This window comes from Rossellomorea sp. GQ25, assembly GCF_059758515.1.
The window spans coordinates 83,820-105,570 of record NZ_JCAXEQ010000006.1 but is presented as its reverse complement, the minus strand read 5'-3'; the positions used below and the strand labels follow the sequence as shown (position 1 = coordinate 105,570).

29 protein-coding genes and 1 riboswitch are annotated in these 21,751 nt (G+C 41.4%); of the genes, 8 read left to right on the top strand and 21 right to left on the bottom strand.

All coding sequences use genetic code 11. From position 1 onward, the window contains the following. Window positions 1–28 precede the first annotated feature (28 nt). The gene (locus tag AC6CIB_RS18300) at window positions 29–1,219 is read right to left on the bottom strand and encodes a glycine C-acetyltransferase (RefSeq protein ID WP_148996291.1); all 1,191 of its coding nucleotides are present in this window, start codon (window positions 1,217–1,219) and stop codon (window positions 29–31) included. 276 nt (window positions 1,220–1,495) lie between these two features. Here AC6CIB_RS18300 and AC6CIB_RS18295 point away from each other — a divergent pair, with 276 nt between their 5' ends. Further along, window positions 1,496–1,849, top strand: a complete 354-nt coding sequence (locus tag AC6CIB_RS18295; protein ID WP_498283080.1) for an L-lactate permease — start codon at window positions 1,496–1,498, stop codon at window positions 1,847–1,849. Between the two features lie 491 nt (window positions 1,850–2,340). Here AC6CIB_RS18295 and AC6CIB_RS18290 read toward each other — a convergent pair whose 3' ends face one another. The 10 genes from AC6CIB_RS18290 to AC6CIB_RS18245 form a co-directional block, all read right to left on the bottom strand. Next, on the bottom strand, window positions 2,341–3,519 hold the full coding sequence (locus AC6CIB_RS18290; RefSeq protein ID WP_498283078.1) for a MalY/PatB family protein: 1,179 nt from the start codon (window positions 3,517–3,519) through the stop codon (window positions 2,341–2,343). A 72-nt stretch (window positions 3,520–3,591) separates the two neighbouring features. Continuing rightward, window positions 3,592–4,098 (bottom strand): cupin domain-containing protein, encoded by a 507-nt coding sequence (locus AC6CIB_RS18285; protein ID WP_498283076.1) that lies wholly within the window; start codon window positions 4,096–4,098, stop codon window positions 3,592–3,594. After that, the gene (locus AC6CIB_RS18280) at window positions 4,088–4,786 is read right to left on the bottom strand and encodes a DNA alkylation repair protein (RefSeq protein WP_498283074.1); all 699 of its coding nucleotides are present in this window, start codon (window positions 4,784–4,786) and stop codon (window positions 4,088–4,090) included. Before AC6CIB_RS18280 ends, AC6CIB_RS18285 begins: the two co-directional genes overlap by 11 nt. After that, window positions 4,776–4,928 (bottom strand): hypothetical protein, encoded by a 153-nt coding sequence (locus AC6CIB_RS18275; RefSeq protein ID WP_498283072.1) that lies wholly within the window; start codon window positions 4,926–4,928, stop codon window positions 4,776–4,778. The genes AC6CIB_RS18280 and AC6CIB_RS18275 overlap by 11 nt, the downstream gene beginning before the upstream one ends. Then, window positions 4,925–5,392 (bottom strand): DinB family protein, encoded by a 468-nt coding sequence (locus AC6CIB_RS18270; RefSeq protein ID WP_498283070.1) that lies wholly within the window; start codon window positions 5,390–5,392, stop codon window positions 4,925–4,927. The genes AC6CIB_RS18275 and AC6CIB_RS18270 overlap by 4 nt, the downstream gene beginning before the upstream one ends. A 456-nt stretch (window positions 5,393–5,848) precedes the next feature. Beyond that, the gene (locus AC6CIB_RS18265) at window positions 5,849–6,493 is read right to left on the bottom strand and encodes a YczE/YyaS/YitT family protein (RefSeq protein WP_498283068.1); all 645 of its coding nucleotides are present in this window, start codon (window positions 6,491–6,493) and stop codon (window positions 5,849–5,851) included. A 122-nt stretch (window positions 6,494–6,615) separates the two neighbouring features. Continuing rightward, a complete protein-coding gene (locus tag AC6CIB_RS18260; protein WP_498283066.1) occupies window positions 6,616–6,750 on the bottom strand; it encodes a VOC family protein in 135 nt (44 codons plus the stop codon). A gap of 17 nt (window positions 6,751–6,767) precedes the next feature. After that, window positions 6,768–6,971 carry a VOC family protein gene (locus AC6CIB_RS18255; protein ID WP_498283064.1) on the bottom strand — a complete coding sequence of 68 codons (204 nt, stop codon included), beginning with the start codon at window positions 6,969–6,971 and terminating at the stop codon, window positions 6,768–6,770. Window positions 6,972–6,982: 11 nt separating this feature from the next. After that, entirely contained in the window at window positions 6,983–8,041 is a 1,059-nt protein-coding gene (locus AC6CIB_RS18250) for an S-adenosylmethionine:tRNA ribosyltransferase-isomerase (protein ID WP_498283062.1), read from the bottom strand. Continuing rightward, the gene (locus tag AC6CIB_RS18245; protein ID WP_498283060.1) at window positions 7,995–8,729 is read right to left on the bottom strand and encodes an SDR family NAD(P)-dependent oxidoreductase; all 735 of its coding nucleotides are present in this window, start codon (window positions 8,727–8,729) and stop codon (window positions 7,995–7,997) included. Before AC6CIB_RS18245 ends, AC6CIB_RS18250 begins: the two co-directional genes overlap by 47 nt. A 196-nt stretch (window positions 8,730–8,925) precedes the next feature. Then, window positions 8,926–9,023, top strand: a riboswitch (ZMP/ZTP riboswitch). Window positions 9,024–9,069: 46 nt separating this feature from the next. Here AC6CIB_RS18245 and AC6CIB_RS18240 point away from each other — a divergent pair. The 4 genes from AC6CIB_RS18240 to AC6CIB_RS18225 all read left to right on the top strand — a co-directional run bounded on the left by AC6CIB_RS18240 (window position 9,070) and on the right by AC6CIB_RS18225 (window position 12,529). Next, a complete protein-coding gene (locus tag AC6CIB_RS18240) occupies window positions 9,070–9,924 on the top strand; it encodes a bifunctional 5,10-methylenetetrahydrofolate dehydrogenase/5,10-methenyltetrahydrofolate cyclohydrolase (protein WP_498283058.1) in 855 nt (284 codons plus the stop codon). Window positions 9,925–10,047: 123 nt separating this feature from the next. Continuing rightward, a complete protein-coding gene (locus AC6CIB_RS18235) occupies window positions 10,048–11,589 on the top strand; it encodes an FAD-dependent oxidoreductase (protein ID WP_498283056.1) in 1,542 nt (513 codons plus the stop codon). Window positions 11,590–11,773: 184 nt separating this feature from the next. Then, complete coding sequence (gene ypzF / locus AC6CIB_RS18230; protein WP_258549622.1) at window positions 11,774–11,908, top strand: protein YpzF; 135 nt, start codon at window positions 11,774–11,776, stop codon at window positions 11,906–11,908. A 156-nt stretch (window positions 11,909–12,064) separates the two neighbouring features. Further along, window positions 12,065–12,529 (top strand): DinB family protein, encoded by a 465-nt coding sequence (locus tag AC6CIB_RS18225; protein WP_498283054.1) that lies wholly within the window; start codon window positions 12,065–12,067, stop codon window positions 12,527–12,529. A gap of 90 nt (window positions 12,530–12,619) precedes the next feature. Here AC6CIB_RS18225 and msrB read toward each other — a convergent pair whose 3' ends face one another. From msrB to AC6CIB_RS18210, 3 genes are all read right to left on the bottom strand, one after another. Then, window positions 12,620–13,564: a peptide-methionine (R)-S-oxide reductase MsrB gene (gene msrB / locus AC6CIB_RS18220; RefSeq protein WP_498283052.1), complete on the bottom strand. Its 945-nt coding sequence runs from the start codon at window positions 13,562–13,564 to the stop codon at window positions 12,620–12,622. Window positions 13,565–13,623: 59 nt separating this feature from the next. Further along, window positions 13,624–13,953, bottom strand: coding sequence for a CHY zinc finger protein (locus AC6CIB_RS18215; RefSeq protein ID WP_498283050.1), 330 nt, complete (start codon window positions 13,951–13,953; stop codon window positions 13,624–13,626). 291 nt (window positions 13,954–14,244) lie between these two features. Continuing rightward, entirely contained in the window at window positions 14,245–14,916 is a 672-nt protein-coding gene (locus AC6CIB_RS18210) for a haloacid dehalogenase type II (RefSeq protein WP_498283048.1), read from the bottom strand. A gap of 144 nt (window positions 14,917–15,060) precedes the next feature. Between AC6CIB_RS18210 and AC6CIB_RS18205 the strand changes: the two genes are divergently transcribed. The 3 genes from AC6CIB_RS18205 (at window position 15,061) to AC6CIB_RS18195 (ending at window position 18,337) form a co-directional block, all read left to right on the top strand. Then, window positions 15,061–16,404, top strand: a complete 1,344-nt coding sequence (locus AC6CIB_RS18205) for an MFS transporter (RefSeq protein WP_498283046.1) — start codon at window positions 15,061–15,063, stop codon at window positions 16,402–16,404. Window positions 16,405–16,534: 130 nt separating this feature from the next. Then, window positions 16,535–18,004: a phospholipase D family protein gene (locus AC6CIB_RS18200; RefSeq protein WP_498283044.1), complete on the top strand. Its 1,470-nt coding sequence runs from the start codon at window positions 16,535–16,537 to the stop codon at window positions 18,002–18,004. A 75-nt stretch (window positions 18,005–18,079) separates the two neighbouring features. After that, entirely contained in the window at window positions 18,080–18,337 is a 258-nt protein-coding gene (locus tag AC6CIB_RS18195; protein ID WP_098438646.1) for a GlsB/YeaQ/YmgE family stress response membrane protein, read from the top strand. An 82-nt stretch (window positions 18,338–18,419) separates the two neighbouring features. Here the strand turns inward: AC6CIB_RS18195 and yxzF are convergent, their stop codons facing one another. The 7 genes from yxzF to AC6CIB_RS18160 all read right to left on the bottom strand — a co-directional run bounded on the left by yxzF (window position 18,420) and on the right by AC6CIB_RS18160 (window position 21,742). Beyond that, window positions 18,420–18,524 (bottom strand): small protein YxzF, encoded by a 105-nt coding sequence (gene yxzF / locus AC6CIB_RS18190; protein WP_498283042.1) that lies wholly within the window; start codon window positions 18,522–18,524, stop codon window positions 18,420–18,422. Window positions 18,525–18,779: 255 nt separating this feature from the next. Continuing rightward, on the bottom strand, window positions 18,780–19,184 hold the full coding sequence (gvpU, locus tag AC6CIB_RS18185; RefSeq protein WP_498283040.1) for a gas vesicle accessory protein GvpU: 405 nt from the start codon (window positions 19,182–19,184) through the stop codon (window positions 18,780–18,782). A 19-nt stretch (window positions 19,185–19,203) separates the two neighbouring features. Beyond that, window positions 19,204–20,019 carry a GvpT/GvpP family gas vesicle accessory protein gene (gene gvpT, locus AC6CIB_RS18180; RefSeq protein ID WP_498283038.1) on the bottom strand — a complete coding sequence of 272 codons (816 nt, stop codon included), beginning with the start codon at window positions 20,017–20,019 and terminating at the stop codon, window positions 19,204–19,206. Window positions 20,020–20,034: 15 nt separating this feature from the next. Further along, window positions 20,035–20,364: a gas vesicle protein gene (locus tag AC6CIB_RS18175; protein WP_498283036.1), complete on the bottom strand. Its 330-nt coding sequence runs from the start codon at window positions 20,362–20,364 to the stop codon at window positions 20,035–20,037. A gap of 22 nt (window positions 20,365–20,386) precedes the next feature. Next, window positions 20,387–20,671: a gas vesicle protein K gene (locus tag AC6CIB_RS18170; RefSeq protein WP_148970611.1), complete on the bottom strand. Its 285-nt coding sequence runs from the start codon at window positions 20,669–20,671 to the stop codon at window positions 20,387–20,389. Continuing rightward, a complete protein-coding gene (locus tag AC6CIB_RS18165) occupies window positions 20,637–20,912 on the bottom strand; it encodes a gas vesicle protein (RefSeq protein ID WP_044340208.1) in 276 nt (91 codons plus the stop codon). The genes AC6CIB_RS18170 and AC6CIB_RS18165 overlap by 35 nt, the downstream gene beginning before the upstream one ends. A 23-nt stretch (window positions 20,913–20,935) precedes the next feature. Further along, on the bottom strand, window positions 20,936–21,742 hold the full coding sequence (locus tag AC6CIB_RS18160) for a GvpL/GvpF family gas vesicle protein (RefSeq protein WP_498283034.1): 807 nt from the start codon (window positions 21,740–21,742) through the stop codon (window positions 20,936–20,938). Window positions 21,743–21,751: the final 9 nt, after the last annotated feature.

Here is a 21,751-nt window from a genome sequence, read left to right as displayed (position 1 = left end):
ACCCTATCACGTTATTTAAATAGGAAGATTAGATAATTCCCATTTCCTTACCGACTTTTTCATATGCTTTAATCGCTTGATCAAGCATGTCTTTCGTATGCGCTGCTGAAGGCATGTTTCTCACACGACCTGTTCCTCTTGGTACGGTTGGGAACACGATGGATTTGGCATATACACCTTCTTCATATAGGCGTTTACTGAAGTCCTGGGTCGCCTGCTCTTCACCGATGATAACCGGAGTGATAGGAGTTTCACTGTTTCCAATGTCAAAGCCAAGCTTTGTCAGCTCTTCTTTCAGATAACGACTGTTTTCCCACATATTATCTTGAAGCTCTGTAGAGTTCATGATGAGATCAAGTGCTTCTGTACAAGCCGTTACATCCGCCGGAGTTAAGGATGTAGAGAATAGGAATGGACGTGAGCGGACCTTTAACCAGTCGATCAGGTTTTGAGTTCCTGCCACATATCCACCAACTACACCGATTGCTTTCGATAACGTACCCATTTGGAAGTCCACTTTGTCTGATAAGCCAAAGTGTTTAACCGTTCCTGCACCTTTACCAAGGACCCCGGAACCGTGAGCGTCATCTACATACGTCATGATATCAAATTCCTCAGCAATTTCAACGATTTCAGGAAGTTTACATACATCTCCATCCATTGAAAATACTCCGTCAGTGATAATCATGATTTTATTGTATTGACCCGATTCCTTCGCTTCTTTTGCTTTCGCACGAAGATCCTCCATGTCTGAGTGACCAAAGCGGATAATCTTTGCTTTCGATAAGCGGCAGCCATCAATAATGGATGCATGGTTCAATTCATCAGAAAGGATGGCGTCATTCTTGTCCATAACCGCAGAAATCGCTGCCATATTACAATTGAATCCTGACTGATAAGCAATGGCTGCTTCTGTGCCTTTAAACTTCGCGAGCTTCTCTTCAAGCTTCACATGAAGATCAAGGGTACCATTGATTGTACGAACGGCTCCAGCCCCTACACCATATTCTTTCACCGCTTCGATCGCTACTTTTTTTAGACGTTCATCAGTTGCAAGTCCAAGATAATTATTAGAAGAAAGGTTAACAAGTTTCTTATCATTGATTGTAATCATCGGTCCGTTTGCACCTTGTAATGGATCGATCTCATTATATAAACCGCGTGATTTTAGGTCTTCAAGATTTTCCTGTAAAAAATGATCTAATGTTTTACTAGTCATATACGTATCCTCCTGTTATGTAAGCGTTTTAAAAACAAATGTCCACTCCAAAAACACACTATTTATCAGTTGACTCTTTATAATTGCTCATGATTATTCTGCTTCTTAGTTTAACATGTTTTTTTGTGATGGACAAAACTTATCTTCAAATTCATCCTATCATTTAGTGTTCCCGTTATACTAAAAATACTTCAGACTTTTTTACAGACCGTTTAAAAAACCAATGTAAAGGGATGAGTAAAAAGTCATCGCTTCTGTTCACTTGAATGACTTAAAATGACAGTCAGTAAGAAGCTGACAGGCATCGCAACAGAAGCGGGTAAAGCTCCCCTCATCGGAGCACTCGGCTCCTTTATCTCTGGGAGCGCCACGTTTAGTAACATGATGTTTTCTCTCTTTCAATTTAGTGTCGCAGATCAAATCGGGGTAGACCAGCAATCTGTTTTATCCTTACAGGTACTTGGAGCAAACGCTGGAAATCTGGTATGTGTCCTGAATGTAGTAGCCGCTGCTTCTGTTGTTCATCTTAGCGGAAGGGAAGGGAAGATCATCCGGATAACCGTTGTTCCCATGTTGCTATATGTTTTGTTATCAGGGAGTATTGGAGCACTTGTTCTTTATTTCTTATAAAAAAGGCTTAGTTAAAACTGATTGTTGGTTTTTACCTACTGGAAGTGAGAGAAGTGGTACCCAAAGAGCACTGAACTCTCATAAATCGTCAGTACCCGCGCAACATTAAGTGGTAGTCTGCCCATTTAATAATTTTCGACAAACAGTTCATAAGTATGAAAAAGTGGATCATAAATCAGGGGAGAGTCTAATTCCATCCTTATTTTACCTGTCAATTGTACTAAAAAGACTTGAAAATCGACTAAATGACCCTATTTCACTTAAAAAGCAGGGTTATTTTTCATTTATAGATCAAAATGATTCTGCGGATTGAAAAAAGGAATGGTTAGATAATAATAGTAGCTACTATGCTATACCATAATAGGCCGATAGCTTCATAATTTCAAAGTTCATCGCTCTCCAATAAAGTTGCTACCGTGTAAATCAACATCAGTCTTTAACACGAAAGAACAAGGATGAACAAATGACATCTCATTTGTTCATCCTCTGTTCTATTTCGTGACGTTACGGTTGACCCTGTAGTCCAGAATCGCCTCGTGGATTCTTCTTAATGCCAAATCGATCCGCTCTTTCGGACAGGCAATATTCATTCTGACAAAGGTATGCCCGCTCTGACCAAATTTAAAGCCTTCATCAAATTTCACTCTGGCTTTGTCTAAGAAAAACGTACACAGCTCTTCACCTGTCATACCTAATTCCGTGCAATCCATCCAAATAAGGTGAGTAGCCTGTGGGGTAATGCCTTTCAGCTCTGGAAGGTGTTGCTCTAAATAATTCAGTACATACTGTTTATTTTCTTCAAGAACCATTAATAGCTCATTGAGCCATGGTTCTCCTTCCTCATAAGCCGCAATCGTTCCTTCAATCCCAAACACATTCGGTCTCATCAGACCATAGCCCGTAAGCTTTTCATTATACTTATCTCTCAGGTCTTTATTCGGTATGAGAAGGATGGAGGTTTGAAGTCCCGCGATATTAAAGGTTTTACTTGGAGCTGCACATAGAATGCTTCGCTCTACTAGGCTGTCATCCCCTTTAAACAGAGGAATGTGTTCATACCCTTTGTATACCAGGTCTCCATGCATTTCATCTGAAATAATCCATAGGTCATGTCGTTTAGCGATCGAACCAATTTTCATTAATTCCTCACGCGTCCATACCCGTCCAACAGGATTATGAGGACTGCAAAGAATAAGAAGTTTCGTTCTGGGATGACGTGCCTTCTCTTCTAAGTCGTCAAAATCAATTGAGTATACTCCATTCTCATAAAGCAACGTATTTTTCATAACCGAGCAACCATGATTCTCAATCGTACTGTAAAAAGGATAATAAACGGGATCTTGAATGATTACACCGTCTCCAGGCTCCGTTAATACGGACAACAATACATTGATACCCGGAATGATTCCAGGGCTAAAGCTGATCCATTCTTTCTCTATTTCCATCTGGAAGCGCCTCTTCCACCATGAAATGACAGACTCAAAGTATCGATCACTAAATGTCGTATAACCGTATATGCCATGCTGAGCCTTTCGATTCATGGCTTCAACAATGGCAGGAGACACTTGAAAGTCCATGTCTGCAATGCACATAGGAATTACATCCTCGGCAGGAAACGACCATTTCACAGAGTGAGTGTTTGTTCTCTCGATGCAATCATTCCAATTCATATCCTAATACCCCTCTCACATATATCTGTCCTTACTTTATACTAGATTTACTTAAGGGTGAATACCTAATTTTTAAATTTGAGATTCTTTCGTTAATCTCATAATGATATCCGAGTGCTCGGGAAAACGGTTGACCAGCTCTTCTCTTTCAAAAAGATAGAAGTCTTCAAATTCAAAACCGGGAGAGACCATACACCCAACCAATGAAAAGCCTTCATCTTCTTTGACAGAACCAAAAATGGCCCCTTTTGGCACCAATACTTGGGGCCTTTGCCCATTCACAATATCCAATCCCAGGGACTCCCTCTGCAATGTTCCATCTTCAAGAATCATATAAATGGTCAATGGGGAGCCATCATGAAAATACCAAAGTTCATCTGACTTCAGCTTGTGGAAGTTCGAAACCTGATTTTCCTCTAATAAAAAATAAATGCTTGTCCAAAGTTTCCTGTCATCCGAAAAACGCTCTCTTATACGACCATCTGTAATGTTCTCCTGAGAATGATAGGAGGCAGCGTAGTAGCCGCCCTCCGGATGAGGAGTCATGTCCAGATGCTTAATATATTCACTACTTTTCAACAGTTTTCCCTTCCTTTCCTCTTCTATGAATATGCTTCAATCCTTCTCGCTTACTTAACGGTGCAAGCTTTTCTGATTCGATGAATTCCTGTACCGCTCCCGGATTCGTTTTTGAATACTCCCTCAACGCCCAGCCGATTGCCTTCTGAATAAAAAATTCTTTTGATTCATTATGCAATAATATGTATCTGAACAGGCGTCCCTGGTCCGTTTTTTCTTTGTACTTCAATTGATGCAAAATGGAGACCCGATTCAACCACATATGATCTAAATGAATCCATTTCTCTAAGTATGCGTCATCTTTTTCATTTTGATAGATTTTCCCTACATGATTGGGCGCAATATGATCAATTGTATCCCACCAGGATTTATCTACACTTATTTCTTCCAAAAATGGCAGGTGGTCTTTCATTAAATGCCTGGATTGTTTATCCAGAAGGGAAAGAGCGATATACTGACACTCCCTTTGCGGTTCAGACCAAAGAGAACGAACAATGTCAGGCAATTCTTCAACCGGTGGTTTACCGTTTTCCTTCAGAAAGCCCCTTAGTAAAGCAGTACGTTCCGGGGTCCTAATGCCAAAGAACTGAAATTGGTTTCTCATATATGCTTCCATTGCTTCTCGATTTTCACTATTTTGATGCTTTTTTAATTGAGTGACGATTTTCTCTGAATACTCATGCCCCATCCTTTTTCTCCCCTTTTTGATTTTGTTCTTCGCATTCGAAACAACTGCTTTTTCCGTTCTCCTTTTGCACACCGTTAAAGAAGCCGTCTAAACAGTAAAGAGGCTTTTGACAGAGATAACAGTAGTCTACCAGCTCTTTCATTCTTTTATTATCTCCTTCTCACGTAAGTAGTAAATATAATCCGTAGAGACCCCTTTTTCTCCCAATTGCCAAAGCATAGCTGTAATATTTCCTCTGTGATAAGTTCCGTGATTCACAATATGATAGAGAATCTCTTCCGTTGTATTTTGACAAGCTTCCCCTATAGAAGTTTCATACGAAATAGTAAGATCTTTATGTTTCCAGGCTGTCATTTCCTTGTGTAAGATTTGAAAAAACGTGTGGCATTCTGACACAGATGAAAACGTCTCGACCTCTACCGGTATTTCCTGTTGACGCAGTCGCGAAAACCAAAGTGCATCTACCTCATACAGATGGTGGAGTGTTCTTTCTACGGAAGGAAACACACTTTTTAGCTCCTTTTGAAAAATTTCATGCGATAACGATTGTAAGTAAGTTAGTAGCTTGTTTGTTGCCCATATATGATAATGCAGATTGTTTTCCATTTAATCCTCTCCTGTCAGCACAAACTCTATTCTTACTTCTTTCTTATGTGGAGAAATACCTCTCTTTAAAAAAGTTGTTTTCTAAAAGTTTGTTGTATTTATATAGATGTTAATAAACACTTATGCTTAGAAAGTTGATTCTCGCTGCAGGTGCTCGACTCCTGCGGGAATAGCGGGACAGTACGAAAAGCGGAAGGGCTTTGACCAGGGGCGACAAGCATAAGACGAGTCTGTCGGAAAGGCGCTTTTTGCCTTTTTGGCAGAATTAGCTTACGACCTTGAGCCCCTAAGCCCTGTAGCGGGACAGGTGAGACCCCACAGGAGCACAGCGACGAGGAGGCTCACCGCCCGCCCCGTGGAAAGCGAGCATCCTGCAGCGGAAATCAACTACTACTTTCTTCTCTAAAATAGCAACAATCTTTACGAAAAGAGCCTAAACAAAAAACGAGACAACCCTTAGCTTGCTAAAGGATTGTCTCGTTTTGTCATCTGTCTCACAATGAAAAAGTGAAGAAGCTTTTTACTTTGAGGTAATGAAAATCCGACGATGGAACCGAGTCCCAGTGCGATAATGACCGTCCCAACCCCGATAGGACCACCGAGTAACCAGCCGAAGAAGAACACAATGATCTCCATCCCATTCCGTACCCATTGAACTTTCCATCCTGTCTTTTCTACTACGAGTAGCATCAGGCTGTCACGGGGTCCTGCCCCCAAGTCAGCTGACACATATAGCCCGATACCGTATCCGATTACCACGATCCCAATAGCAAACACAATCGACTGTGCCAATAACGATTGGGGATCAGGAAGTACATAATTAAATAAGTCTATGAAAATACCGATTAACAGCATATTAATAAAAGCACCGACTTTAGGGAATGACTTCGTTCCAATTCCCGTCACGAACAAGATGACAAAGCCCGCAATAATGGACCATGTACCAATCGTCAGTCCGAGTTGCTTGAACAGCCCATAATGAAACACATCCCAAGGTCCGATTCCAAGGTCTTTCCCTTTGATCGTCAAACTTATGCCAAACGCAAGTACAAGGAGGCCTGTAAAGAAGAACGACCAACGTAAAACTAATTCTCTATTCATGAAAATCCCTTCCTACACCATAGTCATTTCATTTATTACCCGGATAAATGTATCACAGAATACTAAACAAAAAAATTTCATAAAACCTATGGGGTTGGTGGGTTTTGATGAAAATGAACTTTCTACCCTTCAACCAACTCAACGATTTCTCCGTCAGGTCCAATGAAAAAGACCACTTTCCAACCATTTTCAAGAACAACAGGGCCCTCAACAGGTACTAACCCGTTCTCCTTTAATAGACCAATCTCCGTTTCCAAATCGATAACTGCCAAGGCTACATGAAGAAATCTCCTCTTGAGCCGTTATCCTCCCCAGGCTCTTCTATGAGCTCCAATCGACAATCATTTCTTTTCATAAATAGTATTTTCTCACTCACCCATTCGAAATACGTTTCCTCTTCAAACCCAAAATAAGATTTATAGAATTCTTTCGACCGCACTAAACTCTTTACATTCATCCCAATATGATGAAGTCTCATATCCATTCTCCTTACAAAATTACATTCATGTCGCCAAATTCATGCCATTTATAGTTTTTTAATAGGGCCGTTTGATAGGCGTTCAATAACTTTTTTTCTGAAATAAAAGCCTTTAAGAGATCCAGATGACTCGCTTCCGGTTCATGCAGTCCTGTGATGAGACCATCAACGAGTTGAAGAGGGGTATCCCCCGATATATATAAGCTTGTTACCCCTTCAGAAGGCTTTAGCTGGCCATATTGAGTCATGACGGTCTCAAGGGCTCGAACGACTGTAGTGCCCACTGCAATGACCCGTTTCCCACTATTCTTAGCCTTGAGGATTTTGTCCACTGTCCCTGAACCTACATGGTATTCTTCAGGATGATTTTTGGGCGTCGGCCAGCGATCATCTCCATAATAGCTCAAGCCTGCGTGAAGCTGTATGAACACAATCTTAATCCCTTTCTGCTTCAAGGATTGTATCAACTTCCACGAAAAGGCCCTTCCGGCAGATGTCATTTCTACAGACCCCGGGACTGATCCATATACGGTTTGGTAATAATCAAGTGGCCATGAAGAATCAATATATTCATAACGGATCGGCTCTCCGTTTCTGTAAATAAAATCAAATAGCTCAACACCACTCCTGTTAAATTTCAATTGCACCAGTGGTTTTTCACTTCCTTCACCCATCATGTTGGCCAGGACTCCCCCTGAAAAACAAATAGGTTCCCCCGCTTGATAGAAATCTCCTATGATAAGCGCATCCCAACAGTCATCGTCTATTTTTCTGGATAAACGAACTTCGAGATGCTTATTTCCTTGCTTCCCTTTGAGTGATGCAGGAATGGTCCTGCTGTTGTTTAAAACAAGTACGTCCCCCTTATTTAATAATTCGGGTAACTGCTTGAATTGGGTATGATCACATTTACCGGTCTTCCGGTTCAACACCATTAGTTTTACTTCGTCTCTCTCGAATCCTTGATGCTCAATGGGAGACGATGCGTTTAAACGGGAAGGGATATCAAATGTCTTAGCCAGTTCATTCATTCTCCCCGCCCCGATTCCACTGAAATTCTTGTGCTTCAAACCGATTCCCAATCTCGTTTTCCGAAGCGTCGGAAGCAAGATATAAAAAGACGTCAAGATGGTCATGGGGATTGGCAAGTGGATAATCACATTCGGGGACAGCCTTGTCATGCATGTCCGTGTCCATTTCCCCCGGATCGACCATATTCATCCGCACCCCTGTATCACTTAGCTCGTCGGCCCATGTTTGAGTCAATCCTTCGACGGCAAATTTTGAAATTCCGTATGCTCCCCACTCAGCAAATCCTGTTTTACCTGCTTCTGACGTTAAATTAATGATTGAACCTTTCCCTCGATTGATCATTCCAGGAAGGACTCTTTTCGTAACTAAAAATGGGTTCAATGCATTGATTTTTAGCACCTCAAGGAATTCCTCTTCAGGGTAATCAGCCAGAAGGCGGGGGCCAGGGCCAAATACGGATGCATTGTTAAAAAGAACATCGACTCCCCCCAACACTTCCTCCGTTACAGAAACAAAACGGTCTACATCCCGGGAATCAGAAACATCGGCTTCCAAAGCTACCACCTCTGCCCCTAACACCTTCAATTCTTTCTCAACCTTTAGGAGGGATCCACCTGTTCGTGCACAGATCGCAAGCTTTGCCCCTTCCTTGGCACATTGCAAGGCAAGGGCCCTTCCCAACCCTTTTGAAGCTCCTGTTATCATGACTACTTTATTATTCAACATCATTATTTCCCCTTTCATTTCTTTTGTTACTCACAGTTTATGAAAAATCCCCCTTCAACAAATCGTCTATAAGGAGTCAGGGGGAATAGAAAATTAGATGTAGCAGACTATCAGCCTTTTGATGTATTTTCACAAAAAACACGAACATTAATACTAGAAATTTTATTTATATTCGTGTTATAATCAAATTGAAAATGAATATAGCAGTGACTGGCGAAAATGTGGAATCAACCACAAGGGAGCTGCGAACCTTATCAATCATGAGCCATTTAGCCGTTCGCCTGGGCAGAAGGCAAGGGGATACCCTTGTCTTCTTTTACTATAATCAGGAGGGATTGCAGTGGAACCACTAGTATTAGACGGGAAACTTGTTGCATCTGAGGTAAAAGAAAGCCTAAAGTCGAGGGTCGCTGTATTAAAAGAGAAGGGTACTACCCCATGTCTTGCTACGGTACTTGTTGGAGACGATCCATCTTCTGCTACTTATGTGAAGATGAAGGGTAATGCCTGCGCGAAGATCGGGATGGAATCAAGAAGAATTCATCTTCCTAAAGAAACGACAACGAATGCACTGTTGGACGTGATCCAGGAGCTTAATCAAGATTCTTCCGTTCATGGGATTCTCTTGCAGCATCCTGTTCCTCATCATATTGATGAACGTGCTGCCTTTGAAGCGATCTCCATTGAAAAAGATGTTGATGGAGTCACCAGCCACGGGTTCGGTCAAAATTCATTAGGGTTTGGTGAATATCCATCCTGCACACCTGCTGCAATCATGAGCATTATCGATTACTACGGTGTGTCTCTTGAAGGAAAACACGCTGTTGTTGTAGGAAGAAGTCCGATTCTAGGAAAGCCTGTGTCCATGATGTTGTTGAATCGAAACGCAACGGTGACGACCTGCCATTCTTATACAGAGAACCTGCCTGACATTCTCTCTACTGCAGATATCGTGGTGGCAGCAGTCGGTAAACCTAACTTCATTCAAGGGGACTGGTTAAAAGAAGGTGCTGTCGTACTTGATGCGGGCTATAACAAAGGGAACGTAGGAGACATCGATTATGAGGCATGCTATGAAAAAGCGAGCGCGATTACTCCAGTACCAGGTGGAGTGGGCCCTGTAACGATCTCTATGCTATTAAAACAGACCGTTGATTCTGCTGAGAAATATGGTTCTGTTCTTGAACATTCATAATAAATATCCTTTAAGAGACTGACCCGTTTGTTGGAGCCAGTCTCTTTTTTTCCTATTTTGGACTTATTTTTTCTGCATTTCAGGAAAGAATGGTAAGGAATAGAAAGATAAAGGAGCGTTCATATGGACACACAACACCAAAATGCTTTTTCCGAAACACCGGAGCCCTATTGGAGGGAAACGGCTAAACTCCCCCTATTTAAAAAGCTTGATAAAAACATAAAAGTGGACGTAACCGTGGTTGGCGGTGGAATAGCAGGCATCACCACTGCCTATCTGTTAGCTAAAGGCGGAAAAAAGGTGGCGCTAATTGAGGCTAACCACTTATTGAACGGAACAACGGGGCATACAACGGCTAAGATTTCCGCTCAACACGGGTTAATTTATGATGAGCTCATCCAGCATTTCGGAGAAGAGTTTGCAAAGAAATATTATCTGTCACAGACGAAGGCTCTTCAGTTTATCAAAGACACAATATCCAATGAAGATATAGATTGTCATTTTACAGAAGAGGACTCATATGTTTACGCGACTACAGATCAATATTCCCAGAAAGTCCAGAAGGAATATGAAGCGTATCAGAAGTTAGAAATCAAAGGAGAACTTGTCGAAAAGCTTCCCATTGATTTAACCATTAAAAACGCTGTAGTGATGAAAGATCAGGCACAGTTTCATCCTTTAAAATATCTTAAAGCCTTGGTTGACTCTTATACGGGACTTGGCGGTCAAATATTTGAAGGAACATCCGCTAAAACCATTAACGAAGGGGACGCCACTCAAGTTGTGACTGCAGACGGATACCATCTGGATAGCGAGCATGTTGTCATCTGCTCACACTTTCCATTTTATGATGGGATGGGTTTTTATTTCACAAAGATGTATGCCGAACGCTCGTACGTCCTTGGAGTGAAAGCGAAAAAGGACTATCCGGGCGGCATGTACTTAAGTGCAGAAGACCCTACCCGTTCCCTCCGTTATGAAGACGATGAAAATGGGGAAAAAATTATTTTAATCGGTGGGGATAATCATAAAACGGGACAAGGTAAAGATACATTGGATCATTACAATGCACTGAAGGAGTTCGGAGATGAAGTCCTTGGAGTAGAAGAGGTACGTTACAGATGGTCGGCTCAAGACCTCATCACCTTAGATAAGGTTCCCTATATCGGTAAGTTAACGAAAAAACATCCATCCATTTTTGTAGCTACAGGCTTTAAGAAATGGGGCATGACTTCCGGTACTCTATCCGGTCAGATTCTTTCTGATCAAATTTTAGGAAATCATCACATATATGCTGATGTGTATACTCCTTCCCGATTTGTTGCCGACCCTAGCATTAAACACTTCTTCAAGGAAAACCTAAATGTGGCCGGGCAACTCATTAAAGGAAAGCTTCAAATACCAGCTAAAAAGCCACAGGAGCTTCAAAAAGGTGAAGGCGATGTCGTGAACCTGAATGGACGACGCTGTGGAGGATACCGGGATGAATCAGGAAAACTGCACGTCGTAGACACCACCTGTACCCATCTCGGTTGTGAAACCGAATGGAACCACGGAGACCACACATGGGACTGCCCTTGTCACGGATCCCGCTTCTCCATTGATGGGGAAGTGATTGAAGGTCCTGCCAAGAAACCTCTCGACAGATTTGAAGTGAACGATTGAGGGACGGACCTCTGGAAAAAGAACCGGACATACGATGGGTCCCGCTATTTGTCGAATATAGCCTGGGAAATAAACTGAAGCAATAAGGTATTTGACATATTTTGTCGTATCTAAGAGAAGAATATTTCCTGGATAATGCCTCACACTATTAATGCTTGAGTTACTATTTTGGGAGGGATTCTGAATGGGACGTACAAAACAAGGTAACCGTAATGCCCAGAGCAATACGAATGCTAAAAGAGGAAATCGAACGAGTTCTGAATTAGTTGAGTTTACAACCGGGCAAGCGAATACGAAGAAAAACCGACCACAAGACTAGTAACGACTAGCTGTTTGAATGAAGAATAACCGGCAGTAACGCTGCGTCAGGTTATTCTTTTCTTATTTCTCCTGATAATCAGTTCATCTTTCCGTAGAGGAATCTCACTTCGAACCTCGAGTACGTTATAGAGAAATTGATTAGGAGGAATATATGATGCAAGAACAAATGTTATTTCAACAAATGGAATTCATCCGACTTCGCACATTGGCTGCTCTCGATGCGACAACAGAACAACAGGCGGATGAAATGCCTCCTGGATTCAGAAATTCTATCCGATGGAATTTAGGACATATCCTACTGTCTCAGGAAAACCTGTTATTCTCCTTTATAGGGGAAAACGACCGAAAAACACTTCCACCTGAATACGGGGAGCTATTTGGCTTCAATACGAGCCCTGACACCTGGAATGCGCTCACACCTCCTTCACTGAAGGAAATTCCTGAGAAACTGGAGGCACAACCGCAAAGGATGAAAAAAGCGTTCTCCGGTCGCTTGGATGAAACAGGAGAAAAGCCGTTTGTCCTTGGTGAACATACTACGTTTACCACTTTAGATGAAGTTCTTTCCTTCGCTAACTGGCATGAGGGCTTGCACCAGGGAACCATCACATCCATTTAGCGGGTACAGGGAATCGAACATCTTTGGGAAAAGGTTGGAGAGAAGATAAAAAGATAAAAAGGCATGGTGCTCTTGTGCTGCCATTTCTTTTTATCCGCCTCTAAACAAAATTAAAAAATCCCCATAACCTTCTTCTTTTAATTTCTCTTTAGGAATAAATCGTAAAGAAGCAGAATTGATACAATAACGAAGACCCTTAGGACCAGGTCCGTCAGTGAATACATGCCCGAGATGAGAGTCTGCTTCCCTGCTTCTTATTTCTACCCGGGTCGAACGATGCGATACGTCATATTGTTCTTTGACACTTGAATCCATGACGGGCTTTGTAAAGCTGGGCCAGCCGCACCCACTATCATACTGATCTTTGGAAGTGAATAAAGGTTCACCCGAAACGATATCAACGTATAAACCTTCTTCCGTGTTATCCCAATACTCATTTTCGTAAGGTGGCTCTGTTCCATTTTCCTGGGTAACGAAGTATTGCCTTTCTGTTAACTGTTCCTTTAAATGGGATCGATCTTTTGGCCAGTATTTTTTCAAAAAATCTTCTCGCCCGGATCCACGCTTATATAAAGCATATCGGAAGGCATTTTCTTTATAGAAATCCTGATGATAATCTTCAGCTGGATAAAACTCGCTTGCAGGGAGAATCTTCGTCACAACAGGCTTTGCAAAAATACCACTTTGCTCCAATTTAAGTTTTGAATCTTCAGCAAGCTTTTGTTGATTATCGTTATGATAAAAAATGGCTGTACGATAAGAGTCACCCCGATCTTTAAACTGTCCCCCTGAATCAGTCGGATCAATTTGCTTCCAGTATAGATCCAGCAACATCTCGTAAGGGTACTGAATAGGATCAAACGTGATCTGTACCGCTTCATAATGTCCTGTTTCCCCTGACGTCACTTCTTTATATGTCGGATTTGGGGATGTACCTCCTGTATAGCCGGATACAATTCGTTTAATTCCTTCCTGCTCATCAAAAGGCTCTACCATACACCAAAAACAGCCACCAGCAAACGTCGCTAGTTCCATTTCTTCACCTCTTTCGTTTCACGTGAAACACGCATCGGTTATAGATCTTTCACCAAAATTCATCCTTCAAAATATAGATGATAATGACTCTGACACCCGGGGTTAAAGGAGGCTCGACAATGAGGACAGACTGATTGACAATTCATATATTGTAAAATGGTTAACTCATTTTTACATTCTCCACAAAGTACCGCTTTCATATTCCACTCGTTCTTTGACCAAACAATAGGGTCATGATCTGCGATAACGTCATGACATTTATAACAAGGATAGTACGTGTTACAGCACTTAAATTTAATTGCGATGATATCTTTTTGGGTTCGGTAATGCTTACATTTCGTTTTAGAGTCTACTTCTACACCAGATACAGGAATCAACTTTTCAGTCATGTTCATCCTCCCATTTATTTACGTAGTAGATTTCGATATACATAGCCGATATTCCTACAAAAAAATCAAATTAGTCTTCTATGATCGATTCATTCCAGGCTATTAATCTATCTGTACTATACAACGAATTCTAAAAGGAAGGGAGGGGGAAGATTCTTGAAGTTGATAGCATTCGAAACTCCAAGTGGAATAAGAAGGTTGTCGTGGTGCAGTTTCTAAGCGAACGCCACGAACTCAATTCATTTGCCCAAAAACTAACTAACAGGCAGAGGCTGAAACCTCCGCCCCTTTTTAACTCATATGTTCCAGAATACCGGTTAAATCCCTGTATTCAAAGTGCGGTTTCACCCCTAATTCATCCATCACATTATCCTTACGATTAATCCATGCCGTATAGAATCCAAAGTTCGTCGCCCCTGCAATGTCCCATGGGTTAGAAGACATAAACAGAACTTCTTCTCTTCTCACCCCGAGCTTTTCAAGAACAAGCTGGTAAGACATCGGGGTCGGTTTAAACTGCTTCACTTCATCAACTGTCAAAACCTCATCCAGTAAATGCCCAAAGGGAGATTGCTCCACCAGAGGTGAAAGCATATCCAGGGAACCATTGGAAAAAATGGCTTTTTGATAGGGTTTCAGTTCTTCCAATACACTCCCTGCTTCTTCATAGTTGTTCAATTCTAAATAAGCATCCAGCAATTCCTTCTCTTTTTCTTCAGTAAGGTCCACCTCTACTTGCTTACAGGCATAATGGAGTGCATTCTTAGTTATCATAAAAAAAGTCGTATACGTCCCCATTAATTGACGTAAAAAACTATATTCCAATTGCTTTTGACGCCATACCTGGCTGATTTCTTCCCCTTTATCCGGAAAAAGTTGATTACATTTTTCTATGACGGAATGAACATCGAATAACGTTCCATACGCATCGAATACAAAAGCCTTTATATTGAGATTTGTCATACGTATCTCCTCCTATATTTTCCTTTTATAATAGACTATTTTATATAAATTAAACGTTTTCACGCTAAAGCGAATTCATTTCACAACCAGGCTTTTTGTGGTATATTACTTCGAGTATCTAAACATTAATGGAGGTGATTATAAATGACTGCAGAACCACATGCACAAGCATCTCCTTCCTATACCAAAACAATCTTATTCTTGAGCTTAACCGTCTGGCTGGTTGTCATGAATACCACCATGTTTAATGTAGCACTCCCCAATGTCTTAAAGGAATTCTCTTTAGCCCCTTCTGAAGGAGCCTGGATCGTATCGGGATATTCCATCGTGCTCGCCATTTGCACCATTACGTACACGCGCCTGGCAGACTATATTCCGATCAGGAGGCTGCTTATCGTGGGCATCTCCATTTTCGGGTTGGCATCGTTCATAGGCTTCTTTGCTCATACCTTTACCTGGCTATTGCTCTCTCGTTTATTCCAAGCAGCAGGTGCCGCAGCCATTCCCGGTCTATCCATGGTGTTTGCCGGACGATTTGTCCCGATGGCAAGACGCGGTCGGGCTTTAGCTATGATCGCTTCTGCCTCTTCCCTCGGATTTGGATTAGGACCCGTCGTAGGTGGAGTGATTACGGATTATTTCAGCTGGAATTATTTATTCTTAATTACGTTATGTGTTCTTGGAATGATACCTGTACTATACCGCTTCCTGCCGAATGAGACGACCAGGAAAGGGTATTTTGATGTATGGGGAGGACTTTTGACCGGAGTCGGAATTACATTCTTTCTGCTATTTATTTCAACTTTCCATTGGTATTATTTCGCAGGTGCCGTCGTGTTCTTTGGAGGACTATGGATTCGAATCCATAAAATCGAACTACCCTTTATTCAACCAAGTTTGATACGGGACAAAGGATACCGCCAGATTTTATATATGAGTTTCCTTGGTTTCGCCACTCACTTTGCCATTCTAATCGTCATGCCTTTGATGCTTCAGCATGTGTTCGGGAAAAATCCGACAACCGTGGGATTCATTATCTTTCCAGGCGCGATGCTGTCAGCAGTGGCAGCCATTTATGTAGGGAGACTGATTGATCGGTATGGAAATATGAGGGTGATGTTCCTTGCACATATCCTTCTGATCATTTCAACCGTCATCTTTTATATCTTATCACCCCAAAGTGAATACATGATTATGCTGGCTTATATGTTCACAAGCTTTGGCTTCTCAAGTCTTTCGTCAAGCACGACCAACGAAGTATCCCGTGTCATGAGTAATGAGCTGATTGCTTCAGGAATCGGCATGAAACAGCTTACCCATTTCGTAGGCAGTGCGTCTGGTTCTGTTCTGGGAGGAATCATTGTCGAGATGGGCGGAGCAGAATTCCCGGTAAGTTCATTTCAGAATACATTCCTTGTTCTGATCGGATTAATGACGTTATCCCTTTTTCTATTGTTTTTATACCGCCAAAGAATCAACCATCATTAAGATCTGGTCCAGGCAGAGTATCTGCCTGGACCTATTATTTACTAAAAAATAGTGAAGATCTTATCCTGTATGGATTCCCCCACTACCATTAAGGGTATAGTAAGAAAAACAATAGAACAGGGGAATTCAATTGAAAGCAAAGAAAAAGTGGTATAAGAAGAAAAGCTGGTGGATCTGGGGTGTCATCATATTGATCCTTACAGTTGTCATGTTTTACCACCGGGTAAAGCCGTTACCTCCGGGGATATCATATACCGGCAACACCTATACCATACCTGAAAAGGATGTAAAGTTCTTATACGACCTTACGTATCAGAAGGACGGGAAAGAGCTTTATGACCATTCAATCTTTGATGAAGTCTATCGAACCATCGAAAAAGCAGAAGATTTTCTTATTCTAGACTTATTTTTAGTAAATGGTTACACAAAGGGTGATCGTGAGTACCCCAGGATCAGTGAAACATTATCGAAAACGATTCAAAAACAGATGAAAAAGAAACCTGATCTGAAGGTCGTCTTCATCAGTGATGTTGTCAACACCACGTACGGATCCCATACCGCTAAACAATTGGAACCTTTAGAAGACCTGGGGGCTGAAGTCATTTATACCGATTTAAACCGCCTCAGAGATCCTAACATCTTATACTCAGGTGTATGGAGGGCCACCTTAGGCTGGTTCGGTCAGGATGGATACGGATGGCTTCCAAACCCCATGGCCTCATCTGCACCTAAGGTAACCATGAGATCTTATTTGAAACTATTAAATTTAAAGGCAAATCACCGAAAAGTCGTCATTACAGAGAATGAAGGACTTATCCTTTCCGCCAACGCCCATGACGCTAGCGGTTTTCACTCAAATATAGGGTTCACAGTTAAAGGGGAAATTCTTAAGGACATGGTGAAAGCCGAAAAGGCAGTGGCTACATTTTCAGGGGGCAACGTAGAGGCATTTCCTAGCGAGGAAGAATTAGATCAGTCTATTAAAAAGCTTTCCCCTACAGAGACCTCCGTTAAAGCACAAATCCTTACTGAAAAGAAAGTTCAAACAAGTGTCGTAAATGCTATGAAGAAAGCAAATAAAGGGGATGAAGTCTGGATCGGGATGTTCTATCTTGCAGATCGAGACATTATCGATGCCATAGAGGATGCTGCTGCCCGTGAAGTAGAGGTACGATTAGTTCTGGATCCCAATCAGAATGCCTTCGGTCAAGAAAAGATTGGGTTACCCAACCTGCCAATCGCATCAGAGTTGCACAACTTAGACAATGACCATATTACGATTCGTTGGTACAACACCAATAAGGAACAATACCATACTAAGTTCATTTATATAAAAGGGGAAAAAGAGAGTATGGTCATTGGAGGATCCAGTAATTACACATCTAGAAATTTAGATGATTATAACTTAGAAGAAAACATAAAGATTGTGGCCCCAACTGATAGCAAAACCATGTCAAATATTGATAAGTACTTTAACCGTATCTGGAACAACGAAAATGGCACCTACACTGTTAAATATGAGAAATATCAGGATAAACTACCTGCCTTTAAATATGTCATGTATGTCTTGCAAAAAATCTTCCAAGTGACGACCTATTAGGTTTTAATTCCACATTAAAAGGGTATTAAACCAGTAACAACACATCACAAAAAACATTACATGGAGGTTAGAAAAATGGGTATTATTTTGTATTTAATCGTAGGTGGAATCATCGGTTGGTTAGCTGGTCTTATATTAGGTAAAAACGTTCCTGGTGGAATCATCGGAAACATCATCGCAGGTATTATCGGTGCATGGATCGGCGGAGAACTCCTAGGAAGCTTCGGACCATCACTTGCAGGAATCGCCATCATACCGGCCTTACTCGGAGCTATCATCTTTGTATTCCTGTTAAGCTTACTGCTAAGAGGAATGAGAAAGACTTCTCATTAAGAACACTGAAACCCCTGGATCCCAGGGGTTTTCTTTTGCCTTTAAAGATGTATAAAAAAAACAGCCAATGTTGGCTGCCCTCTTAATACGTCATAGATTTCTTATGTCTTCTTTTATTTCGATACTTCTTATAAAACGGGTAAATAATAGGTCCCCATTTGATCAGTCTTCCAATTAAACGTTTCATGCAGGTAACCTCCTTTGTTATAGATTATTTACCCATTTTTCAAAAGGTAAAAACCCCTTTTTGAAAACATGAATATTTATCTAATTACTTCTCCCGGGAAATAATTGGGGTAATAAACAGTCAAACAAGCTATACTCTGCCTGATAATTTCCCCTTAGGAAAACGTAAGCATTCATTCTGGAACTATCCCAGTCTGCCATAAACTAATTGAGATGTAAAAAAGCAAATGACGTTTAAGCCATTTGCTTTTTCCACCTATTCCTTACTACTCTTCGACTCCGAAATCTTCCCTAAGAAAAATCCATCTATCTCACTTAATTTACCACGCCACATAATTTTCCCTTTTGAAGGGGTTGGCTTGCTGTCGCCACAGTATACCTTTGTGTTTTTCAAGTGAATATAATGGGCTTCAGCGCTTTGATTTTCATCAACGGACTCCCCGGCCTTTGCCAGCTCCTCACTTAGCTTCTGAGCCACTTCACTGCCATCCTCAAAGGTTTCACTTAATGAGTCGAAGTATTCCTTTGCGGAAACAAGTGTACCCGTTATGACGGCTCCCTTGACGTTTAACGTGATGTCTAATGAAAAGTCATGCTTGTTTGATGCTTGTACAAAAAATTCTAAGATGCTATCCTTCCCTGTACCTGATTCTAAACTCATTTTCACATCTCCTTTTTCGTTAAGCTACTGTGTCGTCTTCGGTAGAGAGTGTTGTGTCTTCTTCTTCTTGATCTTCATCTTTATCATTATCTTTTTTAGCGGATTTTTTACTTTTAGCGCTTGTCTTGCGGGTAGAACGTTTCTTGCCCTTTGTAGAGCCTGATTTACCGTTTGCTTTCTTCTTGCTTGAGGCTTCTTCCTCATCGTCGCTATCATCTTCATCTTCATCTTCTTCGTCTTCACTGGTGTCTTGGTCTTCTTCGTCATCCTCTTCATCAGTCGCTTCTTCTTTAGACTTTTTAGAAGCTTTCTTTTTCGAAGAGGTTTCTTCTTCATCCTCGGCTTCCTCTTCATCACTTCCATCTTCACGAGTCGCGGCAATTTGATTCATTTTCTCTTCTAATTGCTGCAAACGGTTCTGAAGTTCTTCATTTTCTTGTTTAAGGGCGTCATAGTCCTGGTTCGACTCTTCTTCAGAGCTGTTCGTTTCAGTTGAATTTACGGCCGTTTCCGTGTCTTCAGGTGCTTCTTCATCTTTATCACGCTTAAACAGGTTGGCTGTTGATGATTTTAGTGTCACAGCGGCTTTTCTGGATCTTTCTTTTGCTGCTTTCCCGAAGTCCAGGCTTTTGCTTTTTATTTTCTCTTGATCGATACGGTCTAAAAGTTTTTTCCCGTTTTCAGGTGTTGCCAGGTATCCTACCGTTGCTCCCAACAGGCTTCCAGCTACGGTTCTCTTAATAGGTCCGCTTCTTCTTGTTTGGTTCTCTTGTGTAGTATTTTTTTCTTGTCCTTGATTCTCAACTGTTGTGTTTTGCGTATTTTTTTCTGCCATCGGTAAAACCTCCAATTAGTTTGTTTCCGCCTGGTTAAGACGGTTCGTATCCAGTTTCTTTTCAAGCGATTCTAATCGCTCTTGTAATTTCTTATTTTCCTCTTCAAGTGCTTTCGTGTTGTTATCTGCGGCTTTTGAACTTAGATAGGGGTCATTTTCCCACCAGTCCATGCCTATTTCTTTTGCTTTATCTACGGAAGCAACGATTAAGCGGATTTTAATCGTAAGCAGTTCGACATCGGCAATTCCCACCGTAATATCTCCCGCTACGACAACGCCTTTATCTAATATCTTTTCTAATACATCCACAATTGTGCTGGATTGTACCGGATGCTCCATACCCATCGTGTAACCTCCCTAACCGGAATTACATTAAGCTCCCTAAAGGGCCAAGATCTATATTCAAGTCTTCTGCATCAAGACCAAATACCTCTTTTAACTCTTCCATTTTTTCTTCCAGATTCATAAGGGCAATGCCCAGATTCTCCACTTGTTCATCCGTTAAAGTACCGCCTTCAACACGCCGCATTGCATGTCTCTCGACGATTTGTCTTAATAGTTCTACAACGGTCAATACAAGTTGCGCTAAGCCTTGTTCTGCTTTTTCCGGGTCGAAATTAATTCGCCCATTTGTCCCGCTGGCCTGTGGCATGAATCAATCCCTCCCTTTCTTTATCGAATTGATCGGACGTTACCGTTTTACGCGTCCCTTGCTTATGTTGAACCAATGTCTCAACTGAGGAAATCAGCACTCGCAAGTCTAAATACACGAGGTCGACACCTGCAATGGATATAATCAAATCTCCCTTTATCGCCACGCCTTTGTCGAGAATGACATCTAAAATATCTATAAGGGCTATATCTTTGTTCTCGATCGATTCTCTTACGGTCATATTTCTCATTCCTTATTTTGTGATTAAGAAAAGCTAGAAAAATGATAAGGTGGCCAAGGTCCCGATGCTTCAATTTTCCAACCAGCGTGTCCCAGTTCTTCTTCGTATTGCTTAATTTCCTCTACAAATTCATCAACATTAGATACTGGAAGGAGAAATACACTATTCCAAGCCATATGTTCTTGTCTGCCGGTTACATCCTTACTCCAATTTTTTTTGATATTTCCATGGAGGGAATGTTCTTTCAGCTTTTCATGAACCTCTTCACAGAGTCGATTCTTTTCGTTTTCAAGTTCCCGGTCAATCAGCTGATCGATTTTTTTCTTTTCAAAGAACTGCCTGCCCTTTGGTAATTCACTGATTTCTTTTCTTTTGGCTTCGATAGACGGGTTACTTTCGCTTACTTGTTTCTTCAGAACCTTATCATCACAGTAGATTTTGACGTTCCACTCTTCATTGCCATCCAGTTGTGTAAAGGTCGTTTCCAGCTTGTTTCGATTGCCTTCTATCGTGGACTTAAGGCTTTCTTCGTTCTTGTACAATGTACAGAACTTCAGGGGAATGATGGTATACATCTTTGAAACCATCAGTACGGTTTCGTGATGATGAAACGCCTTTACCTGAAGCCAGTCCATGTCGTTATCGACTTTGTCCTTAATGGTCTCTTCTGAATATTCATTCGGTGGCAGATCACAAACAATCGCTGTCACTTCACCAATTTCAATCGTATATAGTTCACCTTCTCCATCAAATCCTTTCATGGAGGGAAGGCTTTCTTTGTTTGCTTCTTTTGTCGGGATTAAGCCGTATAAATAAAGTAAATCGCTCATCTGATCACC